26 protein-coding genes and 1 pseudogene are annotated in these 26,436 nt (G+C 67.7%); 6 read left to right on the forward strand and 21 right to left on the reverse strand.

What is annotated here, in order from left to right:
* Both VGG53_RS19545 and VGG53_RS19550 read left to right on the forward strand, forming a co-directional pair.
* Window positions 1-481, forward strand: a pseudogene (locus VGG53_RS19545) (LuxR family transcriptional regulator); the annotation flags it as partial.
* Window positions 482-495: 14 nt separating this feature from the next.
* The gene (locus VGG53_RS19550) at window positions 496-1,182 is read left to right on the forward strand and encodes a helix-turn-helix transcriptional regulator (RefSeq protein WP_331519739.1); all 687 of its coding nucleotides are present in this window, start codon (window positions 496-498) and stop codon (window positions 1,180-1,182) included.
* Between the two features lie 10 nt (window positions 1,183-1,192).
* On the opposite strand, the gene VGG53_RS19555 is transcribed toward VGG53_RS19550, so the two are convergent.
* From VGG53_RS19555 to VGG53_RS19595, 9 genes are all read right to left on the reverse strand, one after another.
* Window positions 1,193-1,453 carry a hypothetical protein gene (locus VGG53_RS19555; RefSeq protein WP_331519740.1) on the reverse strand — a complete coding sequence of 87 codons (261 nt, stop codon included), beginning with the start codon at window positions 1,451-1,453 and terminating at the stop codon, window positions 1,193-1,195.
* Window positions 1,435-1,590 (reverse strand): hypothetical protein, encoded by a 156-nt coding sequence (locus VGG53_RS19560; protein WP_331519741.1) that lies wholly within the window; start codon window positions 1,588-1,590, stop codon window positions 1,435-1,437. Before VGG53_RS19560 ends, VGG53_RS19555 begins: the two co-directional genes overlap by 19 nt.
* 111 nt (window positions 1,591-1,701) lie before the next feature.
* Window positions 1,702-3,648 carry a primosomal protein N' gene (locus tag VGG53_RS19565; protein ID WP_331519763.1) on the reverse strand — a complete coding sequence of 649 codons (1,947 nt, stop codon included), beginning with the start codon at window positions 3,646-3,648 and terminating at the stop codon, window positions 1,702-1,704.
* 85 nt (window positions 3,649-3,733) lie between these two features.
* The gene (locus VGG53_RS19570) at window positions 3,734-4,063 is read right to left on the reverse strand and encodes a type II toxin-antitoxin system PemK/MazF family toxin (RefSeq protein ID WP_331519742.1); all 330 of its coding nucleotides are present in this window, start codon (window positions 4,061-4,063) and stop codon (window positions 3,734-3,736) included.
* Complete coding sequence (locus VGG53_RS19575; protein WP_331519743.1) at window positions 4,060-4,281, reverse strand: antitoxin MazE family protein; 222 nt, start codon at window positions 4,279-4,281, stop codon at window positions 4,060-4,062. Before VGG53_RS19575 ends, VGG53_RS19570 begins: the two co-directional genes overlap by 4 nt.
* 68 nt (window positions 4,282-4,349) lie before the next feature.
* On the reverse strand, window positions 4,350-4,715 hold the full coding sequence (locus VGG53_RS19580; protein WP_331519744.1) for a DsrE family protein: 366 nt from the start codon (window positions 4,713-4,715) through the stop codon (window positions 4,350-4,352).
* Window positions 4,712-5,134, reverse strand: a complete 423-nt coding sequence (locus VGG53_RS19585; RefSeq protein WP_331519745.1) for a nuclear transport factor 2 family protein — start codon at window positions 5,132-5,134, stop codon at window positions 4,712-4,714. The genes VGG53_RS19580 and VGG53_RS19585 overlap by 4 nt, the downstream gene beginning before the upstream one ends.
* Before the next feature lie 77 nt (window positions 5,135-5,211).
* The gene (locus tag VGG53_RS19590) at window positions 5,212-6,819 is read right to left on the reverse strand and encodes an HD domain-containing phosphohydrolase (RefSeq protein ID WP_331519746.1); all 1,608 of its coding nucleotides are present in this window, start codon (window positions 6,817-6,819) and stop codon (window positions 5,212-5,214) included.
* Between the two features lie 35 nt (window positions 6,820-6,854).
* Window positions 6,855-7,589, reverse strand: a complete 735-nt coding sequence (locus VGG53_RS19595) for a lysoplasmalogenase (protein WP_331519764.1) — start codon at window positions 7,587-7,589, stop codon at window positions 6,855-6,857.
* Here VGG53_RS19595 and VGG53_RS19600 point away from each other — a divergent pair.
* From VGG53_RS19600 to VGG53_RS19610, 3 genes are read left to right on the forward strand one after another with little or no spacing between them, the layout of a single operon-like run.
* A complete protein-coding gene (locus VGG53_RS19600) occupies window positions 7,588-8,532 on the forward strand; it encodes an alpha/beta hydrolase (protein WP_331519747.1) in 945 nt (314 codons plus the stop codon). The genes VGG53_RS19595 and VGG53_RS19600 overlap by 2 nt on opposite strands.
* Window positions 8,533-8,552: 20 nt before the next feature.
* Entirely contained in the window at window positions 8,553-9,521 is a 969-nt protein-coding gene (locus tag VGG53_RS19605; RefSeq protein ID WP_331519748.1) for an alpha/beta hydrolase, read from the forward strand.
* Window positions 9,518-11,005: an NAD(P)/FAD-dependent oxidoreductase gene (locus VGG53_RS19610; protein WP_331519749.1), complete on the forward strand. Its 1,488-nt coding sequence runs from the start codon at window positions 9,518-9,520 to the stop codon at window positions 11,003-11,005. Before VGG53_RS19605 ends, VGG53_RS19610 begins: the two co-directional genes overlap by 4 nt.
* Before the next feature lie 14 nt (window positions 11,006-11,019).
* On the opposite strand, the gene metK is transcribed toward VGG53_RS19610, so the two are convergent.
* The 12 genes from metK to pyrR form a co-directional block, all read right to left on the reverse strand.
* Complete coding sequence (gene metK / locus VGG53_RS19615; protein ID WP_331519750.1) at window positions 11,020-12,231, reverse strand: methionine adenosyltransferase; 1,212 nt, start codon at window positions 12,229-12,231, stop codon at window positions 11,020-11,022.
* Window positions 12,232-12,327: 96 nt separating this feature from the next.
* Window positions 12,328-13,611 carry a bifunctional phosphopantothenoylcysteine decarboxylase/phosphopantothenate--cysteine ligase CoaBC gene (coaBC, locus tag VGG53_RS19620; protein ID WP_331519751.1) on the reverse strand — a complete coding sequence of 428 codons (1,284 nt, stop codon included), beginning with the start codon at window positions 13,609-13,611 and terminating at the stop codon, window positions 12,328-12,330.
* Between the two features lie 21 nt (window positions 13,612-13,632).
* Window positions 13,633-13,959: a DNA-directed RNA polymerase subunit omega gene (gene rpoZ, locus VGG53_RS19625; RefSeq protein WP_331519752.1), complete on the reverse strand. Its 327-nt coding sequence runs from the start codon at window positions 13,957-13,959 to the stop codon at window positions 13,633-13,635.
* 65 nt (window positions 13,960-14,024) lie between these two features.
* Window positions 14,025-14,651 (reverse strand): guanylate kinase, encoded by a 627-nt coding sequence (gene gmk, locus VGG53_RS19630; protein ID WP_331519753.1) that lies wholly within the window; start codon window positions 14,649-14,651, stop codon window positions 14,025-14,027.
* Window positions 14,652-14,810: 159 nt separating this feature from the next.
* Entirely contained in the window at window positions 14,811-15,128 is a 318-nt protein-coding gene (mihF, locus tag VGG53_RS19635; RefSeq protein ID WP_067333923.1) for an integration host factor, actinobacterial type, read from the reverse strand.
* Window positions 15,129-15,607: 479 nt separating this feature from the next.
* Window positions 15,608-16,432, reverse strand: a complete 825-nt coding sequence (gene pyrF / locus VGG53_RS19640) for an orotidine-5'-phosphate decarboxylase (RefSeq protein WP_331519754.1) — start codon at window positions 16,430-16,432, stop codon at window positions 15,608-15,610.
* On the reverse strand, window positions 16,432-19,788 hold the full coding sequence (carB, locus tag VGG53_RS19645; RefSeq protein WP_331519755.1) for a carbamoyl-phosphate synthase large subunit: 3,357 nt from the start codon (window positions 19,786-19,788) through the stop codon (window positions 16,432-16,434). Before carB ends, pyrF begins: the two co-directional genes overlap by 1 nt.
* Window positions 19,788-20,930, reverse strand: coding sequence for a glutamine-hydrolyzing carbamoyl-phosphate synthase small subunit (gene carA / locus VGG53_RS19650; RefSeq protein ID WP_331519756.1), 1,143 nt, complete (start codon window positions 20,928-20,930; stop codon window positions 19,788-19,790). Before carA ends, carB begins: the two co-directional genes overlap by 1 nt.
* Window positions 20,927-21,478, reverse strand: coding sequence for a transporter (locus tag VGG53_RS19655; protein ID WP_331519758.1), 552 nt, complete (start codon window positions 21,476-21,478; stop codon window positions 20,927-20,929). Before VGG53_RS19655 ends, carA begins: the two co-directional genes overlap by 4 nt.
* Window positions 21,475-22,767 carry a dihydroorotase gene (locus VGG53_RS19660; RefSeq protein WP_331519759.1) on the reverse strand — a complete coding sequence of 431 codons (1,293 nt, stop codon included), beginning with the start codon at window positions 22,765-22,767 and terminating at the stop codon, window positions 21,475-21,477. Before VGG53_RS19660 ends, VGG53_RS19655 begins: the two co-directional genes overlap by 4 nt.
* Entirely contained in the window at window positions 22,764-23,747 is a 984-nt protein-coding gene (locus VGG53_RS19665) for an aspartate carbamoyltransferase catalytic subunit (protein WP_331519760.1), read from the reverse strand. The genes VGG53_RS19660 and VGG53_RS19665 overlap by 4 nt, the downstream gene beginning before the upstream one ends.
* Complete coding sequence (gene pyrR, locus VGG53_RS19670; protein WP_331519761.1) at window positions 23,744-24,316, reverse strand: bifunctional pyr operon transcriptional regulator/uracil phosphoribosyltransferase PyrR; 573 nt, start codon at window positions 24,314-24,316, stop codon at window positions 23,744-23,746. The genes VGG53_RS19665 and pyrR overlap by 4 nt, the downstream gene beginning before the upstream one ends.
* Before the next feature lie 124 nt (window positions 24,317-24,440).
* Here pyrR and VGG53_RS19675 point away from each other — a divergent pair, with 124 nt between their 5' ends.
* Window positions 24,441-26,258 carry a hypothetical protein gene (locus tag VGG53_RS19675; RefSeq protein WP_331519762.1) on the forward strand — a complete coding sequence of 606 codons (1,818 nt, stop codon included), beginning with the start codon at window positions 24,441-24,443 and terminating at the stop codon, window positions 26,256-26,258.
* The last annotated feature ends 178 nt before the right edge of the window (window positions 26,259-26,436 follow it).

Genomic DNA, 26,436 nt, shown 5'->3' on the forward strand with positions numbered 1-26,436 from the left:
GTCGCTGGTCGTGGCCGAAAACAGCACCGGTCCAACCCGATACCGACTATTGGAGACCATGCGTCAATACGCGCAGGAAAAGCTCGGAGAGTCCCGCGAAGCCGACGAAGTGCGCACACTTCACCGCGACCACTACACCGCGCTGGCGGCTGAACTCGATGCGCCCGCCGGCAGCGAACACGAAAGTCGTCTCGAACAGGTCGTGGCCGAAATCGACAACCTGCGGGCGGCGTTCGCTTGGAGCAGCGAGAATTCCGACGCCGAGTTGGCGGCGGCGCTGGCGTCGGCGCTGCAACCACTGTGGCTCGCGCGAGGACGCATCCGGGAAGGCATGGCCTGGTTCAAAACTGCCGTCCCGGACGACGACGTTCCTCGGGCCGAACTCACGGCCGCGACGCGAGCGCGGGCACTGGCAGACGAAGCCAGGCTAGGCATCCGGGTGGCCGCCGCCGGCAGCTCCGAGAAGGCGGAGCGGGGATAGCGGCGACCAGGCGCGTGGTCGCCGCCCACGCCGCCCGGGCGAATGGCGATCTGAGCACAGCACTGCACTGGGCCGATAAGGCCGTATCGGCAGCAGACGGCCACCGACTGGTGCTCGCGCTGACCGCGTGTGCCCAACTGGCCATCGCGGCGGGTGAGCCCGATCAGGCCGAGCGTGACGCTCGTGACGCGCTTGCGTGCGGCGCAGAAACCGGCGGGCACCTTGCCGTCCCCGACATCCTCGAGTGCCTCGCCGCAGTAGCCAGTGACCGCGGCAGATATCGCGAAGCGGCCCGCTTATGGGGAGCGGCGGGCGGTGTGCGTCAACGGATGTCCGCAGTCCGGCTCAAGGTCGACGACGCGAGCTGCGCGGCCTTCTCGGCACGCTCACGAGATGCCATGGGAGAAAGCGAATTTGAGTCGGCGTGGGCCGAGGGCGCGGCACTTTCCACTGAAGAGGCGGTCACCTACGCACAGCGCGGCCGCGGCAAGCGTAAACGCGCCACCAGCGGGTGGGCGTCACTCACACCGACGGAGCTCGACGTCGTCCGCCTCGTCACCGAGGGACTGGCCAACAACGACATCGCCGCAAGGCTTTTCGTCTCACCGCGGACCGTGCAGACCCACCTCACGCACGTTTACACCAAACTCGGACTGGCCTCGCGCGTACAGCTCGCTCAGGAAGCGACCCGCCGCGCGTGACGCGGTGAAGCTAACCCGCGCGCTCACCGAACTCGCGACGATCGAAGCTGTCGTGGGTCACCCGCCACGACGCGAAGCCGTCGCCTGCGACGTGCAGCGTGATCTGCGGATCGCAAGCGCATTCCTCAATAAGGTGCGGCTGCAGGTCGTCGATGGGCACGATGTGGATTTCGCGTGGCCCGATCCAGCCGGACCACCATCGGTTACCCGGACAGCTACACCCGATCTCGGTGCAGTGGACCGGATCGATGATCACGCCGAGCGCGGCCACGCGTCGATGTACTCGTCCATGACCGCGTGCCACTGCATCGCGCGAATCTCGTCGCCGGCGGCGCGAGCCTGCTTGAGGTGTTCGCGCGCGAACACAATGCAGCGCCCGATGCGTGTGGTGTCGATGATGGTAGCCATATCTGACCTCCCTCGAAGCGGGATAGAAAGACCGGTTGGCGTCATTGGCGCTCGGCCAGCAATCGCATCGTCGCACGACATACCCGGTTTCGCGCGCCGACACACGCAGGGCTAGCCGATCTGCAGCGGGTCGATCTGCACGCGCACAGGTTCGGCGGTTTGTCGGGCGCTCACCACCGCGACGCCGCGCCGCAACTCCCTGGCCAGCTCCAAGCCCTGCTCGCGGTGCACCCGCACCAGCATCCGGTTGACCGGCTCGTCGGCGGCCATTCCCGGTGGTCGGCGCGCCCCCGGTGGCAACGGCACCGGGCCGAGCAGCTCGGCGGTGTCCGGCAAGCGCATCTCCTTGAGCAAGGCCGCCACCGCGGGGCCGGCGCCGTCGAGGGCGGCCATGTGGACGCTCGGCGGCAGCGCGACCTCGGCGCGGGCCGCCAGCTCGGCGTCCGCGTGGCCGACTGGGTCCCAGCGGATCAACGACTGGACGGTTGGCACAGACGCTTCGGCGACGACGGCCACCACGCCGCCGTCCTCTCGGGGACGGACCAACGCGGCCGCGGCCATCCAGCGCCGCAGCGTGTCCTCGGCGGCCCGCAGATCCTGCCGGCCCAGCAGCGCCCAGCTGTCCAGCAGCAGCGCCGCGCCGTAACCGCCGACCGCGCGGGGTTCGGCGCCGGGTGTGGCCACCACCAGCGCCGGTCGCGAGTCGACCTCGGACACCACCGCATCGCCCGCCGAGGTGATCACCGTCGTGCCCGCGAAGGCGCGACCCAGTTCCTCGGCGGTGCGCCGGGCGCCCACCACGACGGCGCGCAAGGAGTCGGACCCGCAGGCGCCGCAGCGCAAGGCGACGTCGGCCCGGCCACACCAGCGGCATACCGGCGCAGAATCATCCCGGTCTTCGAGCGACAGCGGGCCGGTGCAGTGCCGGCAGCGCGCGATCGTCCGGCATCGCGCGCACGCCAGCGACGGAACGTAGCCGCGCCGCGGCACCTGCACCAAGACCGGCGTCTCGGCCTGCAGCGCCGAACGGGCCGCGCGCAGCGCAACCGACGGCAGCCGCGCCGTGCGCGCAGCCTGGTCGCGTTCCTCGGCGTAACCACCGTCGTCGAGGGCCACCACCCGCGGGCTTCGGGCGCGCACCACCGGTCGCGTCGCCACCAGGTCGTGCGCCCAGCCACTGCGCACCAGCGACTGGGCCTCCGCAGTACGGGCGTATCCCCCGATCAGTGCGGCGCAACGCATTTGGTGGGCGCGCAGCATCGCCACCTCCCGGGCATGCGGGTACGGGGCCCGCGGCTCGGCCAGCGTGTCGTCGCCGTCATCCCACACCATGACCAGGCCCAGGCCGCTCACCGGCGCGAACACCGCGCTCCGGGTACCGATCACCAGCCGTGCGCTCCCCCGCAGCGCGGCCAGCCAGCGCCGGTAGCGCGCGGCCGGACCCAGCCCCGCCGACAACGCCACCACACCGGCTTCGTCGAGCAACGCCGTCGCGGCGCGCCACAGTGCGTCCACGTCGCGCTGATCCGGGACGACGGCCAACACTGCGCGCCCGGTTTGCACTGTCTGCGCGGCGGCCTCGGCGAAGCGGTCGGCCCACACGTCGCCGGGCAGCACCTGCCACACCGCGCGCGCGGCACGCGACTCGGCCAGCGCCGTCAGGAACTGTCCGCCGCTGCCATAGGCTTCCCAACCGGCCCGGTCGATGGTGTTGACGGCGGAAAGTGCTGGCGCCGTGTGGTTTTCACGCTCTACCTTGGCGTGCCGGGGCGGGATCGCCAGCCGCAGCACGTCGGCGCGGGTGCCGGCGTAGCGCGCGGCGACCGCATCGACCAGCCGGCGGATCTCCGGGGTGAGTACCGCCTCGGCGGACACCACGCGGTCCAGCCAGGCCAGCTTGCCGACGTGATCGGTTTCGGTGCGGCGCTCCAGGATGAAGCCGTCGACCAGTCGGCCGTGGAATCGCAGCCGCACCCGCACCCCTGGCTGGGCGTCGTCGGATTGGTCCGCGGACACCAGGTAGTCGAATTCGCGGTCCAGGTGCGGCACCGACAGCATCGGCAACACCCGCGCGATCGGCTCGAATACAGCGGGTTGCCGGGTCCGCGTGGTCACTCGCCAGGTGTAGCAGAGACGGTCGACATCATCCGGCAAGCCCGAGAAAGACCACAAGTGCGCGATCGAGCCGGACGAGATCGGCATCAGCGAGGCGACCGAGGCGATCGCGTACGTTGGCCCGCGGCACGGTCGTGACCTTGTCGACCATGATTTGGCTCGGCTGCTCGATTCCGGTAGCCGCCGTCGCTCCTACGGTGATCCGGGTCAGCGGCGCCTCGGTGGCGTTCGTGGTCAGTGGACAGACCGTGACTGAGGCGGTTGCGTCGAATCGGTCGTCCTGAACGATGACGACAGGTCTCGGCTTACCGGTATAGAGGCCACGCGCAGCAGCGATGTGAATATCGCCGCGCTTCACTCGGCGGGCTCCCCCTCTGCCCAGTCGACGGAGATTGCGTCGACAAACGCTTGGTCGTCGGATTCATGTTCGCTGGCGGCAATGGCGGCCGACTGGCGGTGAGCTTCCGCGACGAATTCGGGTGCTCGGACGTCGGGCACCCAAATCTGAACGGGCCTGAGCCCTTGAGCACGCAACCGACGACGATGTTCGCGTACCCGGTCTCGTGTACTAGCCATAGGTCCACGTTACATGTAACGGGCTTGGCTATCAACGCGCCCGGCGACCGACGAGCGAACCTATTCGGTCAGTAACTGAACGTCGTCGCCGGCTCGTGACCAATCCATTGCCAAAGTTGAACGGTGCCGCCGATTTCGGCGTTGGGCAATAATTGCCCGGCCGCCAACTGCTTGGCGTTGAAGCACAGCGAGCACACCAGTAGTCGCCCGCCGGCCGATTCGAACCGTGCCATCAAGTCGGGAAGGGACGGGCACCCCTCGCAGGCGATGCCGGCCGCAACGCCGGATTGGCTGAGGCGGACCGCCTCCTTGGTGAGGAATATCAGGGTCGGGCGGCCTTGCTCGGCAGCGCCGAGCGCGACGAGGAGCGCCACAGTCACTTTCTCCGCGTCCTCCAAACCGGTGGTGAGGCTGATCGCCACTTTGTTCGTCATGATCTTGTTTCCATCCGCTCGGGAGTTGGGCATTCGGTGTGGAATCCGGAGCACAGCAGATCCAGTGCGTGAATCCGCTCGCCGCCGGTGGCGAAAGCATGCTGCTCGACGACGCGGCCGGCTTCGGGGCTGCCCGGCGCCTGCATCCGGACGCGCCACCGCAGGTAGAGCCGGTCGCCGAGCTGGCCGATCGAGGCATCCACCACGTCGAAGACGTCGGCACCGCCGAACCATTGCTCAAACTGCCGAGCGGTGTCGGCGGCGCCAACGATCGTGACGAATCCGGGCGGAACCAATGCGCGGAAACGGACCTCGGGATCGAAGCAGGTTGAGAGCGCGGTGAAGTCACGACGGGTGAAGGCGTTCAGGAACAGTCCGGCGGCTGCCCAGCCGCCAGTCGGGCACGAAGTGGGAAACATTGTCAACGCCGGTTCGCGACGCATGCCGCAATACAGCGGGGGTGATTCTTTTTCATCCCTAGGTTTTACGGTGCCCGTCAGGGCCGGCGCATCGGTCGATCACCCGATCTTTCGGGCCCTGCGTCCTCGGCAGTGGCCGCGACGAGTCCGTGCCGCATGGCGTACATCGCCGCCGCCCCACGGCTTGATACGCCGATTTTTGTATAAATGTGCTCGATATGAGTGCCGGCAGTCCGCGGTGTGATCGACAGGTGTTCGGCGATTTGCCGGTTGGACCACCCCCGCACCAGCAGTTCCAGCACCTGCGCCTCGCGACCGGTTAGTCCGGCGACGAGGGGCCGGCGGCGAGCGACGCGGTGCCCGGCCGCGGCCAGCACCGCATGCACCGCGGTCGCGTCGAGACGTCCCGCGCTGACCTCGGCCCGCACCGCGGCCGCACGCTCGGCCGGCGGCAGCGCCTCGCGGTGCGGACGAGCTTCGCCCAGCGCCTGATAGACCGCCGAGGCTGCCAGCAACCTGGCCGGCATGGTGATGGCATGACCATTGAGCCCGCGCGGATATCCGGAGCCGTCCATGCGCTCGTAGGCCATCCCGGCTATCGAGCCGATCTCCGCCAGCAGCGGCTGACGACACAACACTCGTTCGGTGAGATACGGGACGGTGCGGACCCTTTCCCGCTCGCTTTCCGACAGCGGCCCTACCTTGTTCCAAATGCCGGTCGAAACGCCGATCGACCCGATGCGATGAACCAACGCCGCGCGTTCGACCAACGCCACATCGGCCGGGCTCATCCCCTCATCGCCCGCCGCAGCGGCGGCCAGTGCGGCCACTGCGCGTGAATGACCCAGAAACCACGGCGATTTCAAGTCTGCATAGTCGGCGAAGATCTCCAACATCGGTGTGAGGTCGGAGTCACCGATGCGACAATCCAGTGCCGAACACCCGTCGATCACCGTGCTCCAGGTATCCACGGTGTCCAGACCGCCGAGAATCTCGGACTGCCGCGAACAGCACAGCGCTACCAGAGCGGGGTCGAACTCGCTGCCGCTGCGGGCGCGCAGCATATCCAGCGCGGCCTGCGTACCGCCGATCCGCAGGTGAACCTCGGCATCGTCGGCGATCTGCACGATCCGCATTACCTGCTCGATTTGATTGCCCCGCAGGCGCTTCGGCACGCCCTTGCCATCCCAACGCTCGAAGGCATGATGCAGGGCCTTCTGCACATCGGGGTGAAGCTGCAGCCGGTCGGCGACATCGCTGGCGGTTTGACAGTGCGCGACAAAGGAATTCGAGATGTCGACTAACCCCTCGGCGAAAAATCGGCCGAGCATCGTGATCCGCTGCAACGGTGGCCGGCCTTCGGTGAGATGCCCGAGCAGGAAGCGCAACATCGGGAATCCCGCCTTGTCCACCAGGTAGCTGTCGGCGCGAACTCTCAGGTCGTCGCCGAACCAGCGAACGAGTTCGTGCGAGTCAGCGACGCATCCCACCCAGGCCAGCAGCGATACATAAAACACCGCCGCCTGCCGATCGTCCGGCAGCCCTGCCGCAGCTGCGAGCCGAGTCGCGATGACGGTCTGGCGCAGAACGTGCTCTTGTGGTTGTCCCAGACCAAGATCCGTGGCAAGCGACAACGAGGCGACGAGTTCGGCCAGCCGAATTTCGGTCGTCCCACGGTCCGCCATCAGCGAAGCCTACGATCAGGACAGCCGTCTGACGACTAGTCCGGATCCGGCGCGCTACCGGCGGCGTCCACCCGGCCGAAGAAAAAGCCCGCGGTGATCAAGACCTGCGCGGCCGCGTAGGTCCACCAGATCGGCACCGCCAGCACCTCGCTGCCCAGCACGAACCGGCCGATGCCGATCATCGCGTCGGAGGCCGCGAAGCACACCGCGCCGACCGCCGTCCACAGCGTGGGCAGCCGCGCCAGCAGCGCCGCGCACACCATCGCGGCCAGCACGACCATGTACACCGTGACCGGAACGGTCAGACCGTCCCGACCCAGCTGCGGCCAGAACCACGCCAGCAGCCCCACGCACGCCGCGCACATCAAAACCACGGCGACCCAACGGACACGCGACCGATCCGACTCTCGCGCCAGGGGCGCCAGTGCACCGAGAAAACACAAGTGCGCCAACAGAAATGAGCCCAGCCCGAGCACGAAAGACGCTGTCCACCACGGAATGGCCAGCAGCGCGTCGCCGACCGCCGAGAACAGCAACGCCACCATCAGCCAGCGTCGCTCGCGAACGCGTGCGTGCGCGGCCGCCGCCAAGGCCAGCAACAGCGCCATCGACGCCTTGAACGCCGGTTGGGCGGCCCACTGCCCGGTCAACTCCGCACCCGGCGGGAAACGCAACGCCACGATGGTCAAAAACACCCCGTAGGCGAGGCCGGACCACCCGGCGGCCACCCAGGCGCCGAGCATGACCCGCGGTGCGTACGGTGTCTGCATGCCCAGCGTCGGCGACTCCGCATCCGCCATCGATCCCATCCTGCAGAAGGTACTGGACGCGGTTCCGTTCCGATTATCCGCCGACGACGGCGTCGAAGCAGCTCGCCGGCAGCTGCGAGACCTGCCGCGACGCAGCTTCCACCCCGAGCTTCGGGTGGAAGACCGCGTCATCGACGGGCCGGGCGGCCCGCTCAACATCCGGATGTATTGGCCGCCAACCGATGACGCCGCGCCGCCGGTGGTGGTGTTCTTCCACGGCGGCGGCTTCGTCGTCGGCGACCTCGACACCCACGACGGCACCTGCCGTCAGCACGCCGTCGGCGCCTCGGCGGTGGTGGTGTCGGTCGACTACCGGTTGGCGCCCGAGCATCCCTACCCCGCCGCGATCGAGGATGCCTGGGCCGCAACGCAATGGGTCGCCGAGCACGGCAGTGAGATCGGCGTCGATACCGGCCGGCTGGCGGTGGCCGGAGACTCCGCGGGCGGCAACATTTCGGCGGTGATCACGCAGCGGTCCCGTGACGAGGGCGGCCCGCCAATCCTGTTCCAGCTGTTGTGGTATCCGGCCACCCTGTGGGATTCGTCGCTGCCGTCGTTCACCGAGAACGCCGGCGCGCCGGTGCTGGATAGCGCGGCCGTCGCTACCTTCAGCCGCTACTACGCGGGCGAGATCGACCTGTCCGATCCCCCGGCCGGCATGGCCCCGGGCCGGGCCGCGAACCTGGCCGATCTGCCCGCCGCCTACATCGCCGTCGCGGGCCTGGATCCGCTGCGCGACGACGGAATGCGTTACGGGGAGTTGCTCGCCGCCGCCGGCGTTCCCGTCGAGGTGCACAACGCCGAGGCGCTGGTGCACGGGTATGTCGGATACGCCGGGGTGGTACCCGCTGCCACCGATGCGACGGACCGTGGGTTGGCCGCACTGCGCGCCGCACTGCATTAATCACTACGTAAGGTGGGCCCATGACGGAGCCGATCATCACCCGACCGCAGATCGACCCGACGCTGAAGGCACTTGTCGACGCGTTTCCGATGACCTTCAAGGCCTCCGACGGCGTCGAGGTCGCCCGCGCGAAGCTACGCCAGCTGCAAGCGCCCCCGGAGATGCTGCCTGATCTGCGCATCGCGAATCGCACCGTCGGGCACGGCAACCTCACCGACATCCCGGTCCGCATCTACTGGCCGCCGGGGCCCGAGCACGGCAACCTGCCGATCGTCGTCTTCTACCACGGCGGGGGTTTCGCCCTCGGCGACCTCGACACCCACGACCCCGTCGCTCGCGCGCACGCCGTCGGTGCGGAGGCCATCGTGGTGTCCGTCGACTACCGGCTCGCCCCTGAACACCCGTTCCCGGCCGGGGTGGACGACTGCTGGGCCGCGCTGCAGTGGGTGGCCGAGCACGCCACCGAGTTCGGCGGCGACCCGAACCGGATTGCCGTGGCCGGCGACTCGGCCGGCGGCAACCTGGCTGCGGTGATGGCGCATCGCGCTCGCGACGAGGGCGGGCCGAAGCTGGCCTTCCAGCTGCTTTGGTATCCGACCATCACCGCAGACCTGTCGCTGCCGTCATTCACCGAGAACGCCGACGCACCGATCCTGGACCGCGACGTCGTCGACGCCTTCCTGACCTGGTACATCCCCGGAACCGACATCAGCGATCCGAAAGCGCTGCCGCCCGCCCTCGCGCCGTCGAATGCCGAGGATTTCTCCGGGCTGGCGCCGGCGTTCATCGGCAGCGCAGAACACGATCCGCTGCGTGACGACGCCGCCCTTTACGCAGAGCTGCTCAGCGCCGCGGGTGTGCCCGCCGAACTGAGCAACGAGCCCACACTGGTGCACGGCTATGTCAGCTTCGCGCTGCTCGTACCCGCTGCCGCCGAGGCGGCCGATCGCGGTCTGGTCGCCCTGAAAGCGGCACTGGAGTACCGGTGAACGGCGATCGACCCGACTACCACTGCCTGATCGTCGGCGCGGGTTTCTCCGGCATCGGCGCGGCGATCAAGCTCGATCAGGAGGAATTCGGCGACTACCTGATCGTCGAGGCGGGCGACGCGGTCGGCGGCACCTGGTACTGGAACACCTATCCCGGTATCGCCGTGGACATTCCGTCGTTTTCCTACCAGTTCTCCTTCGAGCAGCGGCCGGATTGGTCACGAACCTATGCGCGAGGCAACGAGCTGAAGGCGTACGCCGAACACTGCGCCGACAAGTACGGGATACGGTCGAAGATCCGGTTCAACACCAAGGTCCTCGCGGTCGAATTCGACGACGAGCGGGCGCTGTGGCGGGTACAGCTCGACCCCGGCGGTGAGGTCACCGCACGGTTCGTGATGAACGCCAGCGGTGTGCTCACCGTGCCCAAGCCGCCCGACATCGACGGCGTCGACTCCTTCGCCGGCGCCACCGTGCACACTGCCCGCTGGGACCACAACCTGGACCTGACCGGTAAGCGGGTCGCCGTGATCGGCACCGGCGCCTCGGCAGTGCAGCTGATCCCCGAGATCGCGCCAATTGTCAAGCAGCTCACGGTATTCCAGCGCACACCGATCTGGTGCTTTCCGAAGTTCGACGTGGCGCTGCCCAAACCGGTGCATTGGGCGCTGCGCCTGCCCGGCGTGAAGACACTTCAGCGACTGATCAGCCAGACCTACGTCGAGGTGACCTTTCCGATCCCGGCGCAGTACTTCACGGTGTACCCACTGGCCAGGTGGATGGAGTCGGTCGCCCGCGGCTATCTGCGCCGCAAGGTGCGAGATCCGGTGGTGCGCAAGCAACTCACCCCTCGATATGCGATCGGCTGCAAACGGCCCGGTTTCCACAACAGCTACCTGTCGACGTACAACCGCGACAACGTGCGATTGGTGACCGAGCCGATCGACAAGATCACGCCGTCGTCGGTGGCCACCACCGATGGCGCCAATCACGAGGTCGATGTGCTGGTGCTGGCCACCGGTTTCCACGTATTCGACTCCGAGAGCATGCCGACCTTCACCGTCATCGGCAGCGGTGGTCTGCCGCTGGCGAAGTTCTGGGATGAGAACAGGGCACAGGCCTACGAGGGCACCAGCATTCCCGGCTTTCCCAACATGTTCAGCGTGATGGGCCCGTACGGCTACGTCGGATCGTCGTACTTCGCGCTGATCGAAGCGCAGACCCACCACATGGTGCGCTGCCTCAAACAGGCCCGTCAGCGCGGCGCCGCCCGGGTCGAGGTCACCGCGCAGGCGAACGACCGTTACTTCGCCGAGCAGATGAGCCGCCGGCACCGCCAGGTGTTCTGGCAGGACAGCTGCCAGGCGGCCAACAGCTACTACTTCGACAAGAACGGCGACGTGGGCCTGCGGCCCGCGAACACGTTCGAGGTCTACTGGCGTAGCCGTCGCTTCGACCTCGACGACTACCGATTCAGCGGCTAGAGCCCGGAAGAGCGCTAGACGGCGCGCTGGAGGTCTTCGACCTTGTCGAGGCGCTCCCACGGCAGGTCGATGTCGGTGCGGCCGAAGTGGCCGTAGGCTGCGGTCTGCGCATAGATCGGGCGCAGCAGATTCAGGTCGCGGACGATCGCTCCAGGCCGCAAGTCGAACACCTCCGGCACGATCTTCTCGATCTTGACCGGGTCGACCGTTGCGGTACCGAACGTCTCGATGAACAGGCCGACCGGGGCGGCCTTGCCGATCGCGTAGGCCACCTGCACCTCGACCCGCTCGGCCAGGCCGGCGGCGACGATGTTCTTGGCCACCCAGCGCATCGCGTACGCGGCCGACCGGTCCACCTTGGACGGATCCTTGCCGGAGAAGGCGCCGCCGCCGTGACGGGCCCAGCCGCCGTAGGTGTCGACGATGATCTTGCGGCCGGTCAGGCCGGCGTCACCCATCGGCCCACCGACGACGAACTTGCCGGTCGGGTTGACCAGCACCCGCGTCGACGAGGAGTCCAGCGTGTCGTGAGCCAGGTCCTCGAGGACAGTCGCGAGCACGTGCTTGCGGATGTCGGGATCCAGGGTCTTCTCCAGGTCGATGCCGTCGGCATGCTGGGTGGAGATCACCACGGTGTCCAGCCGTACCGGGACGTTGTCCTCGTACTCGATGGTGACCTGGGTCTTTCCGTCCGGACGCAGGTAATCCAGCGGCCCGTTCTTGCGGACCTCGGTCAGCCGGCGGGCCAGCCGGTGCGCCAGCGCGATCGGCAGCGGCATCAGCTCGGGGGTGTCGTTGATCGCGTAGCCGAACATCAGGCCCTGGTCGCCGGCACCCTGCGAGTCCAGCGGGTCCGCCGCACCCTCGACGCGCGCCTCGTGCGCGGTGTCGACGCCCTGGGCGATGTCGGGCGACTGCGCGCCGATCCCGATGTTCACCCCGCACGATTCACCGTCGAAACCCTTGTCCGAGGAGTCGTAGCCGATGTCGAGGATCCGGGCGCGCACCGTGTTGGTGATGTTGGCGAACGCCTCCCTGGCGGTCGTGGTCACCTCGCCGACCACGTGGACCTGCCCGGTGGTCACCAGGGTCTCGACGGCCACCCGCGAGTGTGGATCGTCCGCCAGCAATGCGTCGAGTACCGAGTCGCTGATCGCGTCGCAGATCTTGTCCGGATGCCCCTCGGTCACCGATTCGCTGGTGAACAAACGACCCTTTTCGCTCACACCCTCACCCTTTCAAGTCCGCACAGAAAACGTTAGTTAGACAAATTATATCGGCAGCCAGTGTATGTTACCGGCCGGTCTACGGCGCCCCGGAAACTAGGTGCCGTCCCCGCCGCCCCGCTGCAGGAACGTGACGATCGCGTCCACGATGCGGCTGGCCATCAAGGTCTTCGAGCCGTGCTGCAGGGCCGACTCGGTGCCGTCGGCGGTCAGCAGCCAACCATCGTTGTTGTCCACCTCGAACGCTTTACCGTCGCCGACGGCGTTGACCACCAGCAGGTCACATCCCTTGCGCCGCAACTTAGCCCGGGCGTGAAACAGCACGTCACCGTTGGCGTCGCCGGTTTCGGCGGCAAAGCCGACGATGGCCTGCATGTCGGGCAGCTGCCCGGCGGTGCGCGCCTGCACGGCCGCGGCCAGCACATCGTCGTTGCGGACCAGGTCGATCGTCGGCGGCGCGGTGTCTTCCGTAGCGCCCTTTTTGATCTTGGCGGTTGCGAGGTGGGCCGGCCGGAAGTCGGCGACGGCGGCCGCCATCGCCAGCACGTGCACATCGGGCGCATGCTTGGACACCGCGTCGCGGAGTTGTTGAGCAGAGCTGATGCGTACGACCTCGACGCCGGCGGGGTCGATCAGCCCGGCGGTGTGGCCGGCGATCAGCGTCACCTCGGCGCCGCGCTGCGCGGCGACCCGCGCCAGCGCGTAGCCCTGCTTGCCCGAACTGCGGTTGCCGATGAAACGGACCGGGTCGATCGGCTCACGGGTGCCGCCCGCGGTCACCAACAGCTTGACGCCGTCCAGGTCGTAGGGCATCGCGTCGTGCCGCTCCAGCAGCAACTGGACAAAGGTGGTGATCTCCTCGGCCTCAGGCAGCCGGCCTGCGCCGCTGTCCTCCCCGGTCAACCGTCCCGATGCCGGCTCGAGCACCACCGCGCCACGACGCCGCAGCGTGGCCACGTTGTCAACGGTCGCGGGATGCTGCCACATCTCGGTGTGCATCGCCGGCGCGAACAGCACCGGACATCGCGCGGTGAGCAGGGTCGCGGTCAGCAGGTCGTCGGCGCGGCCGTGTACGGCACGAGCAAGCAGGTCGGCGGTGGCGGGCGCCACGACGACCAGATCAGCACCCTGGCCGATGGCCACGTGCGGCACCCGCGGAACGTCCTCGAAGACGCCGGTCTGTACCGGCTCGCCGGACAATGCTTCGAAAGTGGCGGCCCCGACGAAGCGCAGCGCGGATTCGGTGGGGATGACGCGGACCTGGTGACCGGCCTCGGTGAGTTGGCGGACGACGGTGGCGGCCTTGTATGCGGCGATGCCGCCGGCGACGCCGACGACGATCCGCTTGCGGTCCGTGCGCTGATCGCCCGAGAGGCTCATCACAGGCCCGCCTGGACTCCGCTACTCGCCTTCGGTGTGCTCGAGCAGGTCGCCGTGGATCTCGCGCATCGCGATCGACAGCGGCTTCTCCTGCAGCCCCGGCTCGACCAGCGGGCCGACGTACTCGAGGATCCCTTCGCCGAGCTGGTTGTAGTAGTCGTTGATCTGCCGGGCGCGCTTGGCTGCGTAGATCACCAGGGCGTACTTGCTCGAGACACGCGCGAGCAACTCGTCGATCGGCGGATTGGTGATACCCAGCGGCGTGTCATAGGCGCCGATACCGTCCGACGACGAATCGAACTGCTCGGGGACGGCGGCTAGCGAAGCGTCGGTTTGTGAACTACTCACGAAAATATTCTCCTGGCGGCTTAGAACGGCGGGCGATCACAGCTGAATCGAAGCTAGATGGCAGGTCACGCCATGCCCGGCGCGTTTCCCACCAGCAAGGATACCAACTCTGAGCACGCGTTTTCCAATTGACGGTTCACCACGACCTCGTCGAAGTCGTCTTGCGCGGCTAATTCGGTGCGTGCGGTGGTCAGCCGGCGCTGAATTACCTCGGGTGTCTCGGTGCCGCGGCCGATCAGGCGGGCCTCCAGCGCCGCCCAATTCGGCGGAGCCAGAAACACCGTGATCGCCTCGGGCATTGCCTGCTTGACCGCGCGGGCGCCGGCCAGATCGACCTCGATGAGCACCGGGTGCCCGGCGGTGACGGCGTCACGGACCGGACCGGCCACGGTGCCCGATCGGTGCAGGCCGCCGTGAATCTCGGCCCATTCCAGCAGGGCGCCGTCGTCGATCATTTCCTGAAAGCGCCCGGGTGTGACGAAGTGATAGTCCACCCCGTCGACCTCGCCGGGACGGGGTGCTCGGGTGGTCGCCGAGACGCTGAAATGCAGATCTGGAATCCGCTCACGCAGACAGCGGACCAGCGTCGACTTGCCCACCGCGGATGGGCCGGACAGCACAACCACGCGTCCCGTGTCCTCGCCCGCAGGCTCGGCCGCAAGACCGCCGTCCGGTCCACCGTCGGTGCTCAACGACTCTCCTGGAGGACGCCGGGACAACTGCCCGGCTCGCCCCCTCGCCGCTGCGCGGCTGGGGGTGCCCCCACCTCAGGCCTTACGGCCTGCATCGTCGTCGAGCTACGAGAACGGCCCGACTCCTCCTCAGGCCTACCGGCCTGCATCGTCGTCGAGCTAAGAGAAGTCGAACTTCTCCAACAATGCCTTGCGCTGACGGTCGCCGAGACCGCGCAGACGGCGCGTCGGGGCGATCTCGAGCTCGGTCATGATCTCCTGCGCCTTGACCTTGCCCACCTTCGGCAACGCCTCCAGCAACGCGGAAACCTTCATCTTGCCCAAGACCTCGTTGGTCTCGGCATCCTTGAGCACCTGCTTGAGATTGGTGCCACCGCGCTTCAGCCGGTCTTTGAGCTCGGCTCGCGCTCGGCGTGCGGCGGCAGCCTTCTCCAACGCTGCCGCGCGCTGCTCGTCGGTCAACTGGGGAAGGGCCACGATTCCTCCGTATCAATCATCAACAGCTATCGATATTTGTTTGTCTCGGCCAGGTAGTCCAGCCAGCGCAGACGACCGTACCCACGCCTTCAGACGAAATCTAACCCGCCCCCCTGGTTGAAGCTACAAAGGCCCAGCTTATGGCGCCGGGAACGGGCAATCCGAGACGGCGCCGAAGGAGCTCCCGGGCCCCGCATCCGCTGCCCGCAATTGACCGGCTCCGCCTCGGCAATAAGTCGTCTACCAGGTCTTTTGCGGCGCGGATCCGATATCGGTGCGCTATCCCGCCGGCCCGGCCCGGCCGACTCGACACCGCCGGAAAACCCGAATCTGGGCCGGTTGAGATTGTCGCGGCGTGTCGCGCGTGTCGCCCCGAACGGCCTGCACAGCTCGCGTGAGCGATTCCGGGCTCCTGCAACGCCGACCAGACCGAGAACGACGCCGTGTCGTAGATCTTGCTGGTACCGGTCAAAGGCGGCTCAGCGGGCCAGATAGGCCACCGCATCGCGCAGCCGCTGACCTGCCGCACGGACGGCCGCGACGTCCGGACCGGCCCGCAGCACATCGCGCGACACCGCAGGCAGCAGCTGCCCGGGAGCCGCGCCGCCCAGGCCGCTGAGCCCCTCGGGCTGCCCGCCCTGGAAGCCGATGCCAGGTACCAGCACCGGTCCACCGAGCTCGCTGACGTCGGGCACCTCAGCCACCGTCGCGCCGACCACGACGCCGACCGACCCGGGCCCGGGGCCCAGCGCCCGGTTGGCGGCCGCCGCCTCGTCGACGATCAACTGCGCCACCGGACGGCCGCCGTTTTCGGCACGCTGCACGCTCGCCCCCTCCGAGTTGGAGGTAGCCGCCAGCACGAACACCCCCCGACCGTGCGCCGCGGCGCTGTCCAGCAGCGGTTGCAGCGATCCGAACCCCAGATACGGCGAGGCTGTCACCGCGTCGACGGCCAGCGGCGACTCCCCCGTCCAGGCCGCCGCGTACGCCGCCATCGTGGATCCGATGTCGCCGCGCTTGGCGTCGGCCAGCACCAGCACACCCGCGTCACGCAACGCGGCGATGGTCTGCTCCAGCACCGCATATCCTGCGGCACCGTAGCTTTCGAAGAACGCGACCTGCGGTTTGACGACGGCAAAGCCGGCGTACGCCTGCACGCAGATGTCGCAGAATGCCGCCAGGCCAGCCGGGCTGACCGGCAGGTTCCAGGCCCGCAGCAGTTCGGGATGTGGGTCGATGCCCAGACACAATGGCCCGCGACGGGATACCGCGTCGGCCAGCCGGGCACCGAACCCGGGCGCCACTACTGGCCGCCGGTGTTCAGTGTGCTGTGCAGCTCCTGCAGCGAGCGCACGCCGATGTCGCCGCGGATTCCGGCCTCGATGCCCTGGACGGCGGCCGAGGCGCCCTGCACCGTCGTGACGCAGGGGATGTTCATTTCGACTGCGGCCGAGCGGATCTCGTAGCCGTCGATGCGTGGTCCCGAATTTCCATAGGGCGTGTTGATCACCATGTCCACCTCGCCGGCGCGGATCGCGTCGACCGCGGACATCGGCGGACGGTCCGGTTGCGCCTCTTCGAAGTGCTTGCGAACCTCGTCGCACGGAATACCGTTGCGGCGCAGCATCTCTGCGGTGCCTTCGGTAGCCAGCACCCGGAAACCCAGATCGGCCAATCGCTTCACCGGGAACACCAGCGATCGCTTGTCCCGGTTGGCAACCGACACGAACACCGTCCCGGAGGCCGGCAATGATCCGTAGGCAGCGGTCTGACTCTTGGCGAATGCGGTGCCGAAGTCGCGGTCGATGCCCATCACCTCGCCGGTCGATTTCATCTCCGGGCCCAGCAACGAGTCCACCCCCGAACCGTCTGCGCGGCGGAACCGGTGGAACGGCAGCACCGCCTCCTTGACCGCGATCGGCGCGTCGGGCGCCGCGTTGCCGCCGTCACCGGCAGCCGCCAGCAATCCTTCGCTGCGCAGTTTAGCGATTTTGGCGCCCAACATGATTCGAGCGCACGCCTTGGCCAGCGGTATTGCGGTGGCCTTGGAGACGAACGGCACCGTGCGGCTGGCACGCGGGTTGGCCTCCAGCACGTAGAGCACGTCGTCCTTCAACGCGTACTGCACATTGAGCAGACCCACCACACCGATACCGTGTGCGATAGCCTCCGTCGCACGGCGCACCTTCTCGATGTCGCTGCGGCCCAGCGTTACCGGTGGTAGTGCGCACGCCGAATCTCCGGAGTGAATGCCGGCCTCTTCGATGTGCTCCATGATGCCGCCGATGTAGACCTCGTCACCGTCGCAGAGCGCGTCGACGTCGATCTCGATCGCATCCTCCAGGAAGCGGTCCACCAGCACCGGATGTTCGGGCGACAATTCGGTGGCACGGGCGATGTAGCCCTGCAGCGTGTCGTCGTCGTAGACGATCTCCATGCCGCGGCCGCCCAACACATACGACGGCCGAACCAGCACCGGATAACCGATGTCCGCGGCGATCCGCCGAGCCTGCGCGAACGTGGTTGCCATGCCGTACCGGGGAGCCGGCAGTCCGGCGGCCGACAGCAGGTCGCCGAACGCGCCACGGTCCTCGGCGAGATCGATGGCCTCCGGCGGGGTGCCGACGATCGGCACACCTTCGTCGGCGAGCCGCTGCGCCAACCCCAGCGGGGTCTGGCCGCCGAGCTGGACGATGACGCCCACCACGCCCGGACCACCGACCCCCGAGAGCTGCTCGGCGTGGAACACCTCCAGGACGTCCTCGAACGTCAAGGGCTCGAAGTACAGCCGGTCGGCGGTGTCGTAGTCGGTGGAGACCGTCTCCGGGTTGCAGTTGACCATCACGGTTTCAAAACCCGCTTGGGACAACGTCGTTGCGGCATGTACGCAGCTGTAGTCGAATTCGATGCCCTGGCCGATCCGATTCGGTCCCGAACCCAGGATCAGCACCTTGGGCCGCTCGGTCTGCGGGGCCACCTCGGTCTCGGCGGCGGGGTCGAGCTCATAGCTGCTGTAGTGGTACGGCGTCTTGGCCTCGAACTCCGCGGCACAGGTGTCCACGGTCTTGTACACCGGGTGGATGCCGAGCCGCCGGCGCAGCGAGCGCACACCGCCCTCGCCGGCCAATTCCGGTCGCAGCGCAGCGACTTGGCGGTCCGACAAGCCGTTGTGCTTACACCTGCGCAGTAGGTCGGCGTCAAGCACGGTGGCATCGCTAACCTCCTGCCGTAGCGTCAGCAGCTCGGCGACCTGCGCGACGAACCACGGGTCGATGCCGGAGGCTTCGGCAACCCGCTCCACCGAGGCGCCCAGCCGTAGCGCCAATTCGACGTCGTAGAGCCGGCCCTCGGTGGGCGTCCGCAGCCGCTCCAAAGCGTCCTCGCCTTGCTTTCCCGCGCCCTCCGGGTCGCTCGCCGTCCAGAAGCCGGCCCGGCTGGTCTCCAGCGACCTCATCACCTTGCCGAGCGCTTCGACGAAGTTGCGGCCCAACGACATCGCCTCACCGACGGACTTCATGGTGGTGGTCAGCGTGGGATCGGCGCCGGGAAATTTCTCGAACGCGAACCGCGGCGCCTTGACCACCACGTAGTCCAACGTGGGTTCGAAGCAGGCCGGGGTTTCCTTGGTGATGTCGTTGAGGATCTCGTCGAGGGTGTAGCCGACGGCCAGCTTGGCGGCGATCTTGGCGATCGGGAAGCCGGTGGCCTTGGACGCCAATGCACTTGACCGCGACACCCGGGGGTTCATCTCGATGACGACCAACCGGCCGTCGCGCGGGTCGACCGCGAACTGGATGTTGCAGCCGCCGGTGTCGACACCGACTTCGCGCAGGATGGCGATGCCCAAATCCCGCATCCGCTGATATTCCCGGTCGGTCAGCGTCATCGCCGGCGCCACCGTCACCGAGTCGCCGGTGTGCACACCCATCGGGTCGATGTTTTCGATCGAGCACACGACGACCACGTTGTCCTTGCCGTCGCGCATCAGCTCGAGCTCGAATTCCTTCCAGCCGTAGATCGATTCCTCGATCAGCACGTTGGCGCTCGGGGACGCGGCCAGACCGGCACCGGCCATCCGGTCGACCTCCTCGGCGGTGCGCGCCAGCCCCGAGCCCAGACCGCCCATCGTGAACGACGGCCGGACCACCACCGGCAGGCCGAGTTCACCGACCGTCTCGCGGACCTCGTCCATGGTGAAACACACCCGGCTGCGGGCTGATTCGCCGCCGACCTTGGCGACGATGTCCTTGAACCGCTGCCGATCCTCACCACGCTGGATGGCCTCGAAGTCGGCACCGATCAGCTCGACGCCGTAGCGTTCCAGCACTCCGTTTTCGTACAGCGCGACCGCGGTGTTGAGTGCGGTCTGACCGCCCAGGGTGGCCAACAGGGCGTCGATCTTGTTGCCCCGCTCGGCTTGCTGGGCGATGACGCGCTCCACGAAACCGGCGGTGATGGGTTCGACGTAGGTGTGGTCGGCGTATTCGGGGTCGGTCATGATGGTGGCCGGATTGGAGTTGACCAGGCTCACCTGAAGACCTTCGGCACGCAGTACCCGGCACGCCTGGGTGCCGGAGTAGTCGAATTCGCAGGCCTGCCCGATGACAATCGGCCCGGAGCCGATCACCAGGACGTGGCGTAGGTCGGTGCGCCGTGGCATTACCCGCTCTCCCCGGTCATCAGGTCGACGAATTGGTCGAACAAGTATTCTGCGTCGTGCGGCCCAGCCGCGGCCTCCGGGTGGTATTGCACCGAAAAGGCCCTGCCGTCAACAAGTTTGACACCTTCGACGACACCGTCGTTGGCGCATGTGTGACTGACCACCGCTGCACCGAACGGTGTGTCGAAGCGCTGGTCCGCCTCGCCCTCGAGCGCGAAGCCGTGGTTCTGTGCGGTGACCGCGACCCGCCCGGTCGCGTGGTCCATCACCGGGATGTTGATGCCCCGGTGACCGAACACCATCTTGTAGGTGGACAGGCCCAGCGCGCGGCCCAAAATCTGGTTGCCGAAGCAGATGCCGAACAATGGAATACCGGCGCCCAGCACCTGACGGGTCACCTCGACGATGTGGTCGGCGGTGGCCGGGTCCCCCGGGCCGTTGGACAAAAACACCCCGTCCGGTTTGAGTTCGGCGATCTGCTCGAAGCTCGCCGACGACGGCAGCACTCGGGTGCGCACTCCGCGCCGGGCGAAGTTGCGCGGGGTGTTCGTCTTGATGCCCAGATCAATCGCGGCGACCGTCAACCGTTGCGGCCCTTCGGTTTCCACGACATAGGAGTCCGCCGTGCTGACCTGTCCGGCCAGGTCGGCGCCCAACATGGATTGTTGGCCGCGTACCCGCTGCACGAGCTCCTCGGGCGTCGCGAGAGATTCGCCGGAGAACAGGCCGGCCTTCATCGAGCCTCGGCTGCGCAGGTGACGCACCACCGCTCGGGTGTCGACGCCGGCGATCCCGACGATGTGCTGGCGGACCAGCTCGTCTTCCAGGGTTCCGGTGGCACGCCAACTCGAGACCCGCGGCGAAGGATCCCGCACCGCGTAGCCGGCAACCCAGATCTTCTCGCCCCGGCTTTCGCCGTCCTCACCATTCCAGCCGGTGTTGCCGATCTGCGGGGCGGTCGCCACCACGATCTGCCGGTGGTAGCTCGGATCGGTCAGCGTCTCCTGGTAGCCGGACATACCGGTGGAAAACACTGCCTCGCCCAGGGTTTGGCCGATTGCACCGAACGCGGTCCCGGTGAAGGTCCGGCCGTCATCGAGAACCAGCATCGCTGTTCCCCGCCGCTGTTGCGTGCCAGTCATCGGGTGCTCCCCGAGATCCAGCGGTTGTACTCGCTGCGATCGTTACCGCGAAAACCGAGATCTATCTCGGTGCCCGACGGCAGCCGCCACCGGATCGCCAGGATTGAGTCGAGAGAGTTTCCACCGCCGTCTCCTCGCGGGCGCCGGGTGCCCAGTCCGGTGGGAACGACTTTGCCGACGATGCCACGCTCGGTGCGGATGGCGGTGATCGACTCCTGCGGGATCCAGATCGGGCCGGCACCGCTGCGCTCCACCAAGATTCCCTCCGGGTAGCGGGTCAGCACCGCTTTGCTTCGATAACCGAGATCGCCCGCCGCAACCCGGTCGTGCCAGCTGGGTGCGATCGTGCAGCCGACGTACATTCCGCGGGTCGGCGCGACGATCGGCGTCCCCACCATCTCTGGCATGGGTGGCAGCACGCCGATCAGCTCGGCCTGCCGTCGGGCGCGCTTCCGCCAGCCGCGCATCATCAGCTGAATGATGAAGGCGATCAACAGCGCCAGCAGCGCTGCCACGATCAGCGATGTGACCAGCGTTGCCGAATTCATCCCGCAACCTTTCCGTCGCGCGCGGTGATCTTGCCGCGCAGCAGCGTTGCGGTCACGGCGGCGGGCAGCGTCATGGTCTCGTAGGGAGTGTTGGCCGAACGGCTCGCCATCTCGGCACCGGCCACCGTCCAGGTGGCATCGGGGTCCACGACGGTCAGGTTGGCCGGCTCCCCGATTTCCAGCGGCCGACCGTGATCGGGCAGCCCGGGGATGCGGGCCGGGTTCTCGCTCATCACCCGTGCGACATCACGCCACGTCAGCAGGCCGGGAATCACCATCGCCTGTACCACCGCCGACAACGCGGTCTGCAGACCCAGCATCCCCGGCAGTGCGGCGGCGAACTCGACGCACTTCTCGTGTTCGGCGTGCGGGGCGTGATCGGTGGCCACACAATCGATCACCCCGTCGGCCAGCGCCTGACGCAGCGCCACCGCGTCGGCAGCCTCGCGCAGCGGCGGGTTGACCCGGTTCACGCCGTCGTAGCCGGCCAGTCGACTGTCGTCGAGCAGGAGGTGGTGCGGCGTCACCTCGGCGGTTATCGAAATGCCTTGCGATTTCGCCCATCTGACGATCTCGACGGTGCCCGCGGTGGAGGCGTGGCAGATGTGCACCCGAGCGCCGGCGTCGCGGGCCAGCAAGGCATCGCGGGCCACGATCGACTCCTCGGCGGCCCGGGGCCAGCCGGACAATCCCAGTTTGGCGGCGTTGGGGCCTTCGTGCGCGACCGCGCCGACGGTCAGCCGGGGCTCCTCGGCGTGCTGGGCGATGAGCACGCCCAGGCCGGTGGCGTATTCCAGCGCGCGACGCATGATCAGCGGATCATCGACGCACTTGCCGTCGTCGGAGAACATCCGCACCTGCGCGGCTCCGGCCGCCATCATGCCCATTTCAGTGAGTTCGGTTCCGGCCAGCCCGACGGTGACCGCGCCAACCGGATGCACGTCGACCAGGCCGACCTGCTGCCCGCGGTGCCAGACGTGATCGGTGACCACCGGGCTATCAGCGACCGGGTTGGTGTTGGCCATCGCGAACACAGCGGTGAATCCGCCGAGAGCCGCTGCGGCCGAACCTGTTTCGATGTCCTCCGCATATTCGCGGCCCGGCTCTCGCAGATGAGTGTGCAGATCGACGAATCCGGGGAGCAGGACCTGCCCGCCGGCGTCGATCACGTCGGCATCATCCGGAACCGCAAGCCCGGCACCGATATCGGCGATCTGACCGTCGTCGACCAGCACGTCGACCTGGTCCCCCTCGCCGTAGAGTCGTACCCCGCGCAGCAGCACAGTCATGCCACAATCCCTTTCCCGCCGAGCCCTTCGGCGGGCGACTCGGTACCCACCAGCAGATGGAACAGCACCGCCATCCGGACGTGGACTCCGTTGGAAACCTGTTGTAGCACAGCTGATTGCGTCGAATCAGCCACCGACGACGATATTTCCATGCCACGCAGCATCGGCCCGGGATGCAGGACGACCGCATGACCGGGAAGCATCGCCTGGCGCCGGTCGGAAAGCCCGTAGCGCACCGAATACTCACGCGCAGAAGGGAAGAAGCCGCCGTTCATTCGCTCGGCCTGCACTCGCAGCATCAGCACCGCGTCGGCGGCGGGCAGCTCGGCGTCCAGATCGTAGGACACCGCCACCGGCCAGTCCGCGACCCCGACTGGCAGTAGCGTCGGCGGTGCCACCAGCACCACCTCGGCACCGAGGGTGGCCAGCAGCATGACGTTGGACCGGGCGACCCGGCTGTGCAGGATGTCGCCGACGATGACGACCCGGCGACCTTCGATGTCGCCGAGCCGCTGACGCAGGGTCAGCGCGTCCAGCAACGCCTGCGTCGGGTGCTCGTGGGTGCCGTCGCCGGCGTTGATCACCGACGGTCCGGCCGCCGCGCCGGTCGCCGAAGATCCAGTCCAGTCCGCGAGCCGGTGTGCCGCACCGGACGCCGGGTGCCGGATGATCAGCGCGTCGGCACCCGCGGCGCGCAGCGTCAGCGCGGTGTCGCGCAGCGATTCACCTTTGCCGACAGACGATCCCGCGGCACTGACGTTGATCACGTCGGCGCTCATCCACTTACCGGCGACCTCGAAGGACACCCGGGTGCGGGTGGAGTTCTCATAGAACATCGTGATCACGGTGCGGCCCCGCAGCGTCGGCAGCTTGCGGACCTCGCGCCCGACCAGGGCCTGCGCGAAGCGGTCGGCGTCGTCGAGGATCGCGATGGCCTCTTCCCGGGACAGGTCGCCGGCGGCCAGCAGATGTCTGCTCATCCGCCGTCCTCCCGGGAGATGACCACGGCGTCGCGACCGTCCTGCTCGGCCAGCTGTACGTGCACGCTCTCGCTGTGCGACGTCGGTACGTTCTTGCCCACATAGTCAGCGCGCAGCGGCAGCTCGCGGTGGCCGCGGTCGACCAGCACGGCCAACTGCACCACCCGCGGCCGGCCGACGTCGCGCAATGCATCCAGCGCGGAGCGCACCGAGCGTCCGGAGAACAACACGTCGTCAATCAAGATCACCCAGGCGTCGTCGATGCCGCCGGCCGGTATCGACGTGGCCTCCAGCGGCCGGGGTGGCTTCGTCATCAGATCGTCGCGGTAGAGGGTGATGTCCAGTGCGCCGTGTAGGACATCGACACCGGAGAATTCGGCGATGTTGACCGCGAGCCGGTCGGCCAATGTCACACCGCGGGTAGGAATTCCCAACAACACCACCCGAGGCGCGTCGGCACCGTCTAGAGCGGTCTTTTCGATGATCTGATGCGCAATGCGGGAAATGGTGCGACCCACGTCGGCCGCCGACATCAGTTCGCGGCCGGTGGCGTCACCCGTGGCACTCATGCGAGATCTTGACCTCCTTCTCCGCCTCTCTGGACGGATCGTTAAAGGATGTCGACTGCCGGGCAGCCTAGCATTCACCAGCTACCCCGCGAAAATGACAGGCCGTTGCCGCTACGTTGCTTGGGTGCCAGCGCGGTCGGTCGAGGTCGAACACGCGAGAGACCTGACGCTCGGCAGCCTCCAACGGTGGACCCGGGGGCGCAGCGGCGGGCTCGCGGTGTTCCTCGGCTACCTTGTCGGGGCCATGGTCCTCACCGTCGGCGCCTGGAGCGACCCGACGTCCGGCTGGGCGGGCAGCTGCTGCGACCAGGAACAGGCGATCTGGTACCTCGGCTGGACCCCCCACGCGCTCGCGAACGACCTCGACCCGTTCTTCACCACCCAGATCGGTTCGCCCGCCGGGGTCAACCTGATGTGGGGTACGCCGATGCCACTGCTGGGGATTCTCGGCTGGCTGCCGGCGAAGATCGGCGGCCCGATCTTCGGGTTCAACGTCCTGTTGGTCGTTGGCATCGCCCTCAGCGGGTTCACTGCATGGCTGACGATCCGCCGCTGGACCGGTGACGGCCTCGGCCCGATCGTCGGTGGCGCGGTGTACGCCTTTTCCCCATACGTCGTCTCCCACGCGGCGCTTCACTTGAACCTGGCCACGGCCTGGGTCCCGCCACTGTTCCTGCTCGCCATCAACGAGCTCCTGGTGATCCGCCGACGGCCGCCGTGGCAAGTGGGGGTGGTGCTCGGCGTGCTCGGCTCCGCGCAACTGATGATCACCGAGGAGATACTCGCCACCAGCGTAGTGGCAGCCGCAGTGCTGATCTGCGTCATGGCCGTCGCACGCCGCGACGGGCGGGTCCGCGCCCGATGGCGTCAAGGAGTTGTCCGGCTCGCCCCCGCGGTTGCGGTCGCCACGATGACATTCCTGCTGCTGACGGCCTGGCCACTGACCGCACAGTTCTTCGGACCACAACGGCTCAGCCAGCAGGTGCAGAATCCCAAGACCTTCTCGACCGACCTGCTGAACCTCATCCTTCCGACGCCGTACCAGTTGATCGCGCCGCAAGCGGCGACGCGGGTGTCCCACGAGTTCAGCGGCTTCTACCACGAGGCGACGGGCTACCTGGGGCTCCCGCTGCTCGGGCTCCTTGTCGTGGTGACCATCCGCCATTGGGACGACCTCCGGATCCGCGTCGCCGGTGTCGCCGGGGCGTTGCTCCTGGTGCTGTCACTTGGGCCGTGGCTGCACATCGGTAGAGAGGCCCTGCACGTCCCGCTTCCGTGGTGGGCACTCGGGAAGCTGCCGCTGCTCAAACATGTGCTGCCCGCCCGCTTCACGCTCTTCGTCTGGCTGGCGGTGGCTGTTGTCATCGCGATCGTCATCGCGCGCGCGACTCGTCTGGCACCGCGCCCGGCGGCGCAACGGCTGCTGGCCGTGGCCGCGTCGCTCGTCCTGCTGCTCCCCGCTCCGCTCGCCCGACAGCCGTTCACAACGCCGGCCTTCTTCCGCAATTGGGCGAGCTACCACATCGCGCCCGACGAAACAGTACTGGTGGCACCATATTTCACCAATGGAGGCGAGGCCGCTCCGATGGTGTGGGCCGCTGAGGCCGACTACGGCCTGCGGATGCCCGAGGCCTACGCGTACATGCCGCAGCCCAACGGCGCAACGTATTCCGGACCGGCACAAACGCAGCTCACGTTCACCATGTACCTGATCCAGGAGCGCAATGCCTGGCTGGTGGCACGCGGCGAGATTCGCGCACAGATCGCCGCCGACCTCCGAAATGCCGACGTGCGCCACGTGATCGTCGGGCCGATGCAGCAGTGGAAGCCGATGCTCGCGTTCTTCACCGACCTGTTCGGCCGGTCGCCCGAGAAAGTCGGTGGAATCGCGATCTGGCGAGATATCAACGTCCGGGACATTTCTCCGCCGCCGGCCCACTAGCCTGAATCGGGTGAACCTCGACGGCAACCAGGCCTCTATTCGCGAAGCCTGCGACGCCGGCCTGCTCGCCGGCGCGGTGACCATGGTGTGGCAGCACGGAAACGTGCTGCAGGTCAACGAGATCGGCTACCGCGATGTCGACGCTGAACTGCCCATGCAGCGCGACACCCTGTTTCGC

This window comes from Mycobacterium sp., from assembly GCF_036490025.1.
Classification (GTDB): Bacteria; Actinomycetota; Actinomycetes; order Mycobacteriales; family Mycobacteriaceae; genus Mycobacterium.

What these genes read in the sequence shown, in the direction of transcription:
- VGG53_RS19595 (WP_331519764.1), bottom strand. Translation starts at nt 7,589, where the DNA reads ATGCAGACACCGTACGCACCGCGGGTCATGCTCGGCGCCTGGGTGGCC.
- VGG53_RS19565 (WP_331519763.1), bottom strand. Translation starts at nt 3,648, where the DNA reads ATGCTGTCGGTGCCGCACCTGGACCGCGAATTCGACTACCTGGTGTCC.
- carA (WP_331519756.1), bottom strand. Translation starts at nt 20,930, where the DNA reads ATGACTGGCACGCAACAGCGGCGGGGAACAGCGATGCTGGTTCTCGAT.
- VGG53_RS19655 (WP_331519758.1), bottom strand. Translation starts at nt 21,478, where the DNA reads ATGAATTCGGCAACGCTGGTCACATCGCTGATCGTGGCAGCGCTGCTG.
- carB (WP_331519755.1), bottom strand. Translation starts at nt 19,788, where the DNA reads ATGCCACGGCGCACCGACCTACGCCACGTCCTGGTGATCGGCTCCGGG.
- VGG53_RS19575 (WP_331519743.1), bottom strand. Translation starts at nt 4,281, where the DNA reads ATGGCTAGTACACGAGACCGGGTACGCGAACATCGTCGTCGGTTGCGT.
- VGG53_RS19590 (WP_331519746.1), bottom strand. Translation starts at nt 6,819, where the DNA reads ATGGCGGACCGTGGGACGACCGAAATTCGGCTGGCCGAACTCGTCGCC.
- VGG53_RS19660 (WP_331519759.1), bottom strand. Translation starts at nt 22,767, where the DNA reads ATGACTGTGCTGCTGCGCGGGGTACGACTCTACGGCGAGGGGGACCAG.
- VGG53_RS19600 (WP_331519747.1), top strand. Translation starts at nt 7,588, where the DNA reads ATGCCCAGCGTCGGCGACTCCGCATCCGCCATCGATCCCATCCTGCAG.
- coaBC (WP_331519751.1), bottom strand. Translation starts at nt 13,611, where the DNA reads ATGAGCCTCTCGGGCGATCAGCGCACGGACCGCAAGCGGATCGTCGTC.
- VGG53_RS19665 (WP_331519760.1), bottom strand. Translation starts at nt 23,747, where the DNA reads ATGAGCAGACATCTGCTGGCCGCCGGCGACCTGTCCCGGGAAGAGGCC.
- VGG53_RS19605 (WP_331519748.1), top strand. Translation starts at nt 8,553, where the DNA reads ATGACGGAGCCGATCATCACCCGACCGCAGATCGACCCGACGCTGAAG.
- VGG53_RS19580 (WP_331519744.1), bottom strand. Translation starts at nt 4,715, where the DNA reads ATGACGAACAAAGTGGCGATCAGCCTCACCACCGGTTTGGAGGACGCG.
- pyrR (WP_331519761.1), bottom strand. Translation starts at nt 24,316, where the DNA reads ATGAGTGCCACGGGTGACGCCACCGGCCGCGAACTGATGTCGGCGGCC.
- VGG53_RS19585 (WP_331519745.1), bottom strand. Translation starts at nt 5,134, where the DNA reads ATGTTTCCCACTTCGTGCCCGACTGGCGGCTGGGCAGCCGCCGGACTG.
- VGG53_RS19560 (WP_331519741.1), bottom strand. Translation starts at nt 1,590, where the DNA reads ATGGCTACCATCATCGACACCACACGCATCGGGCGCTGCATTGTGTTC.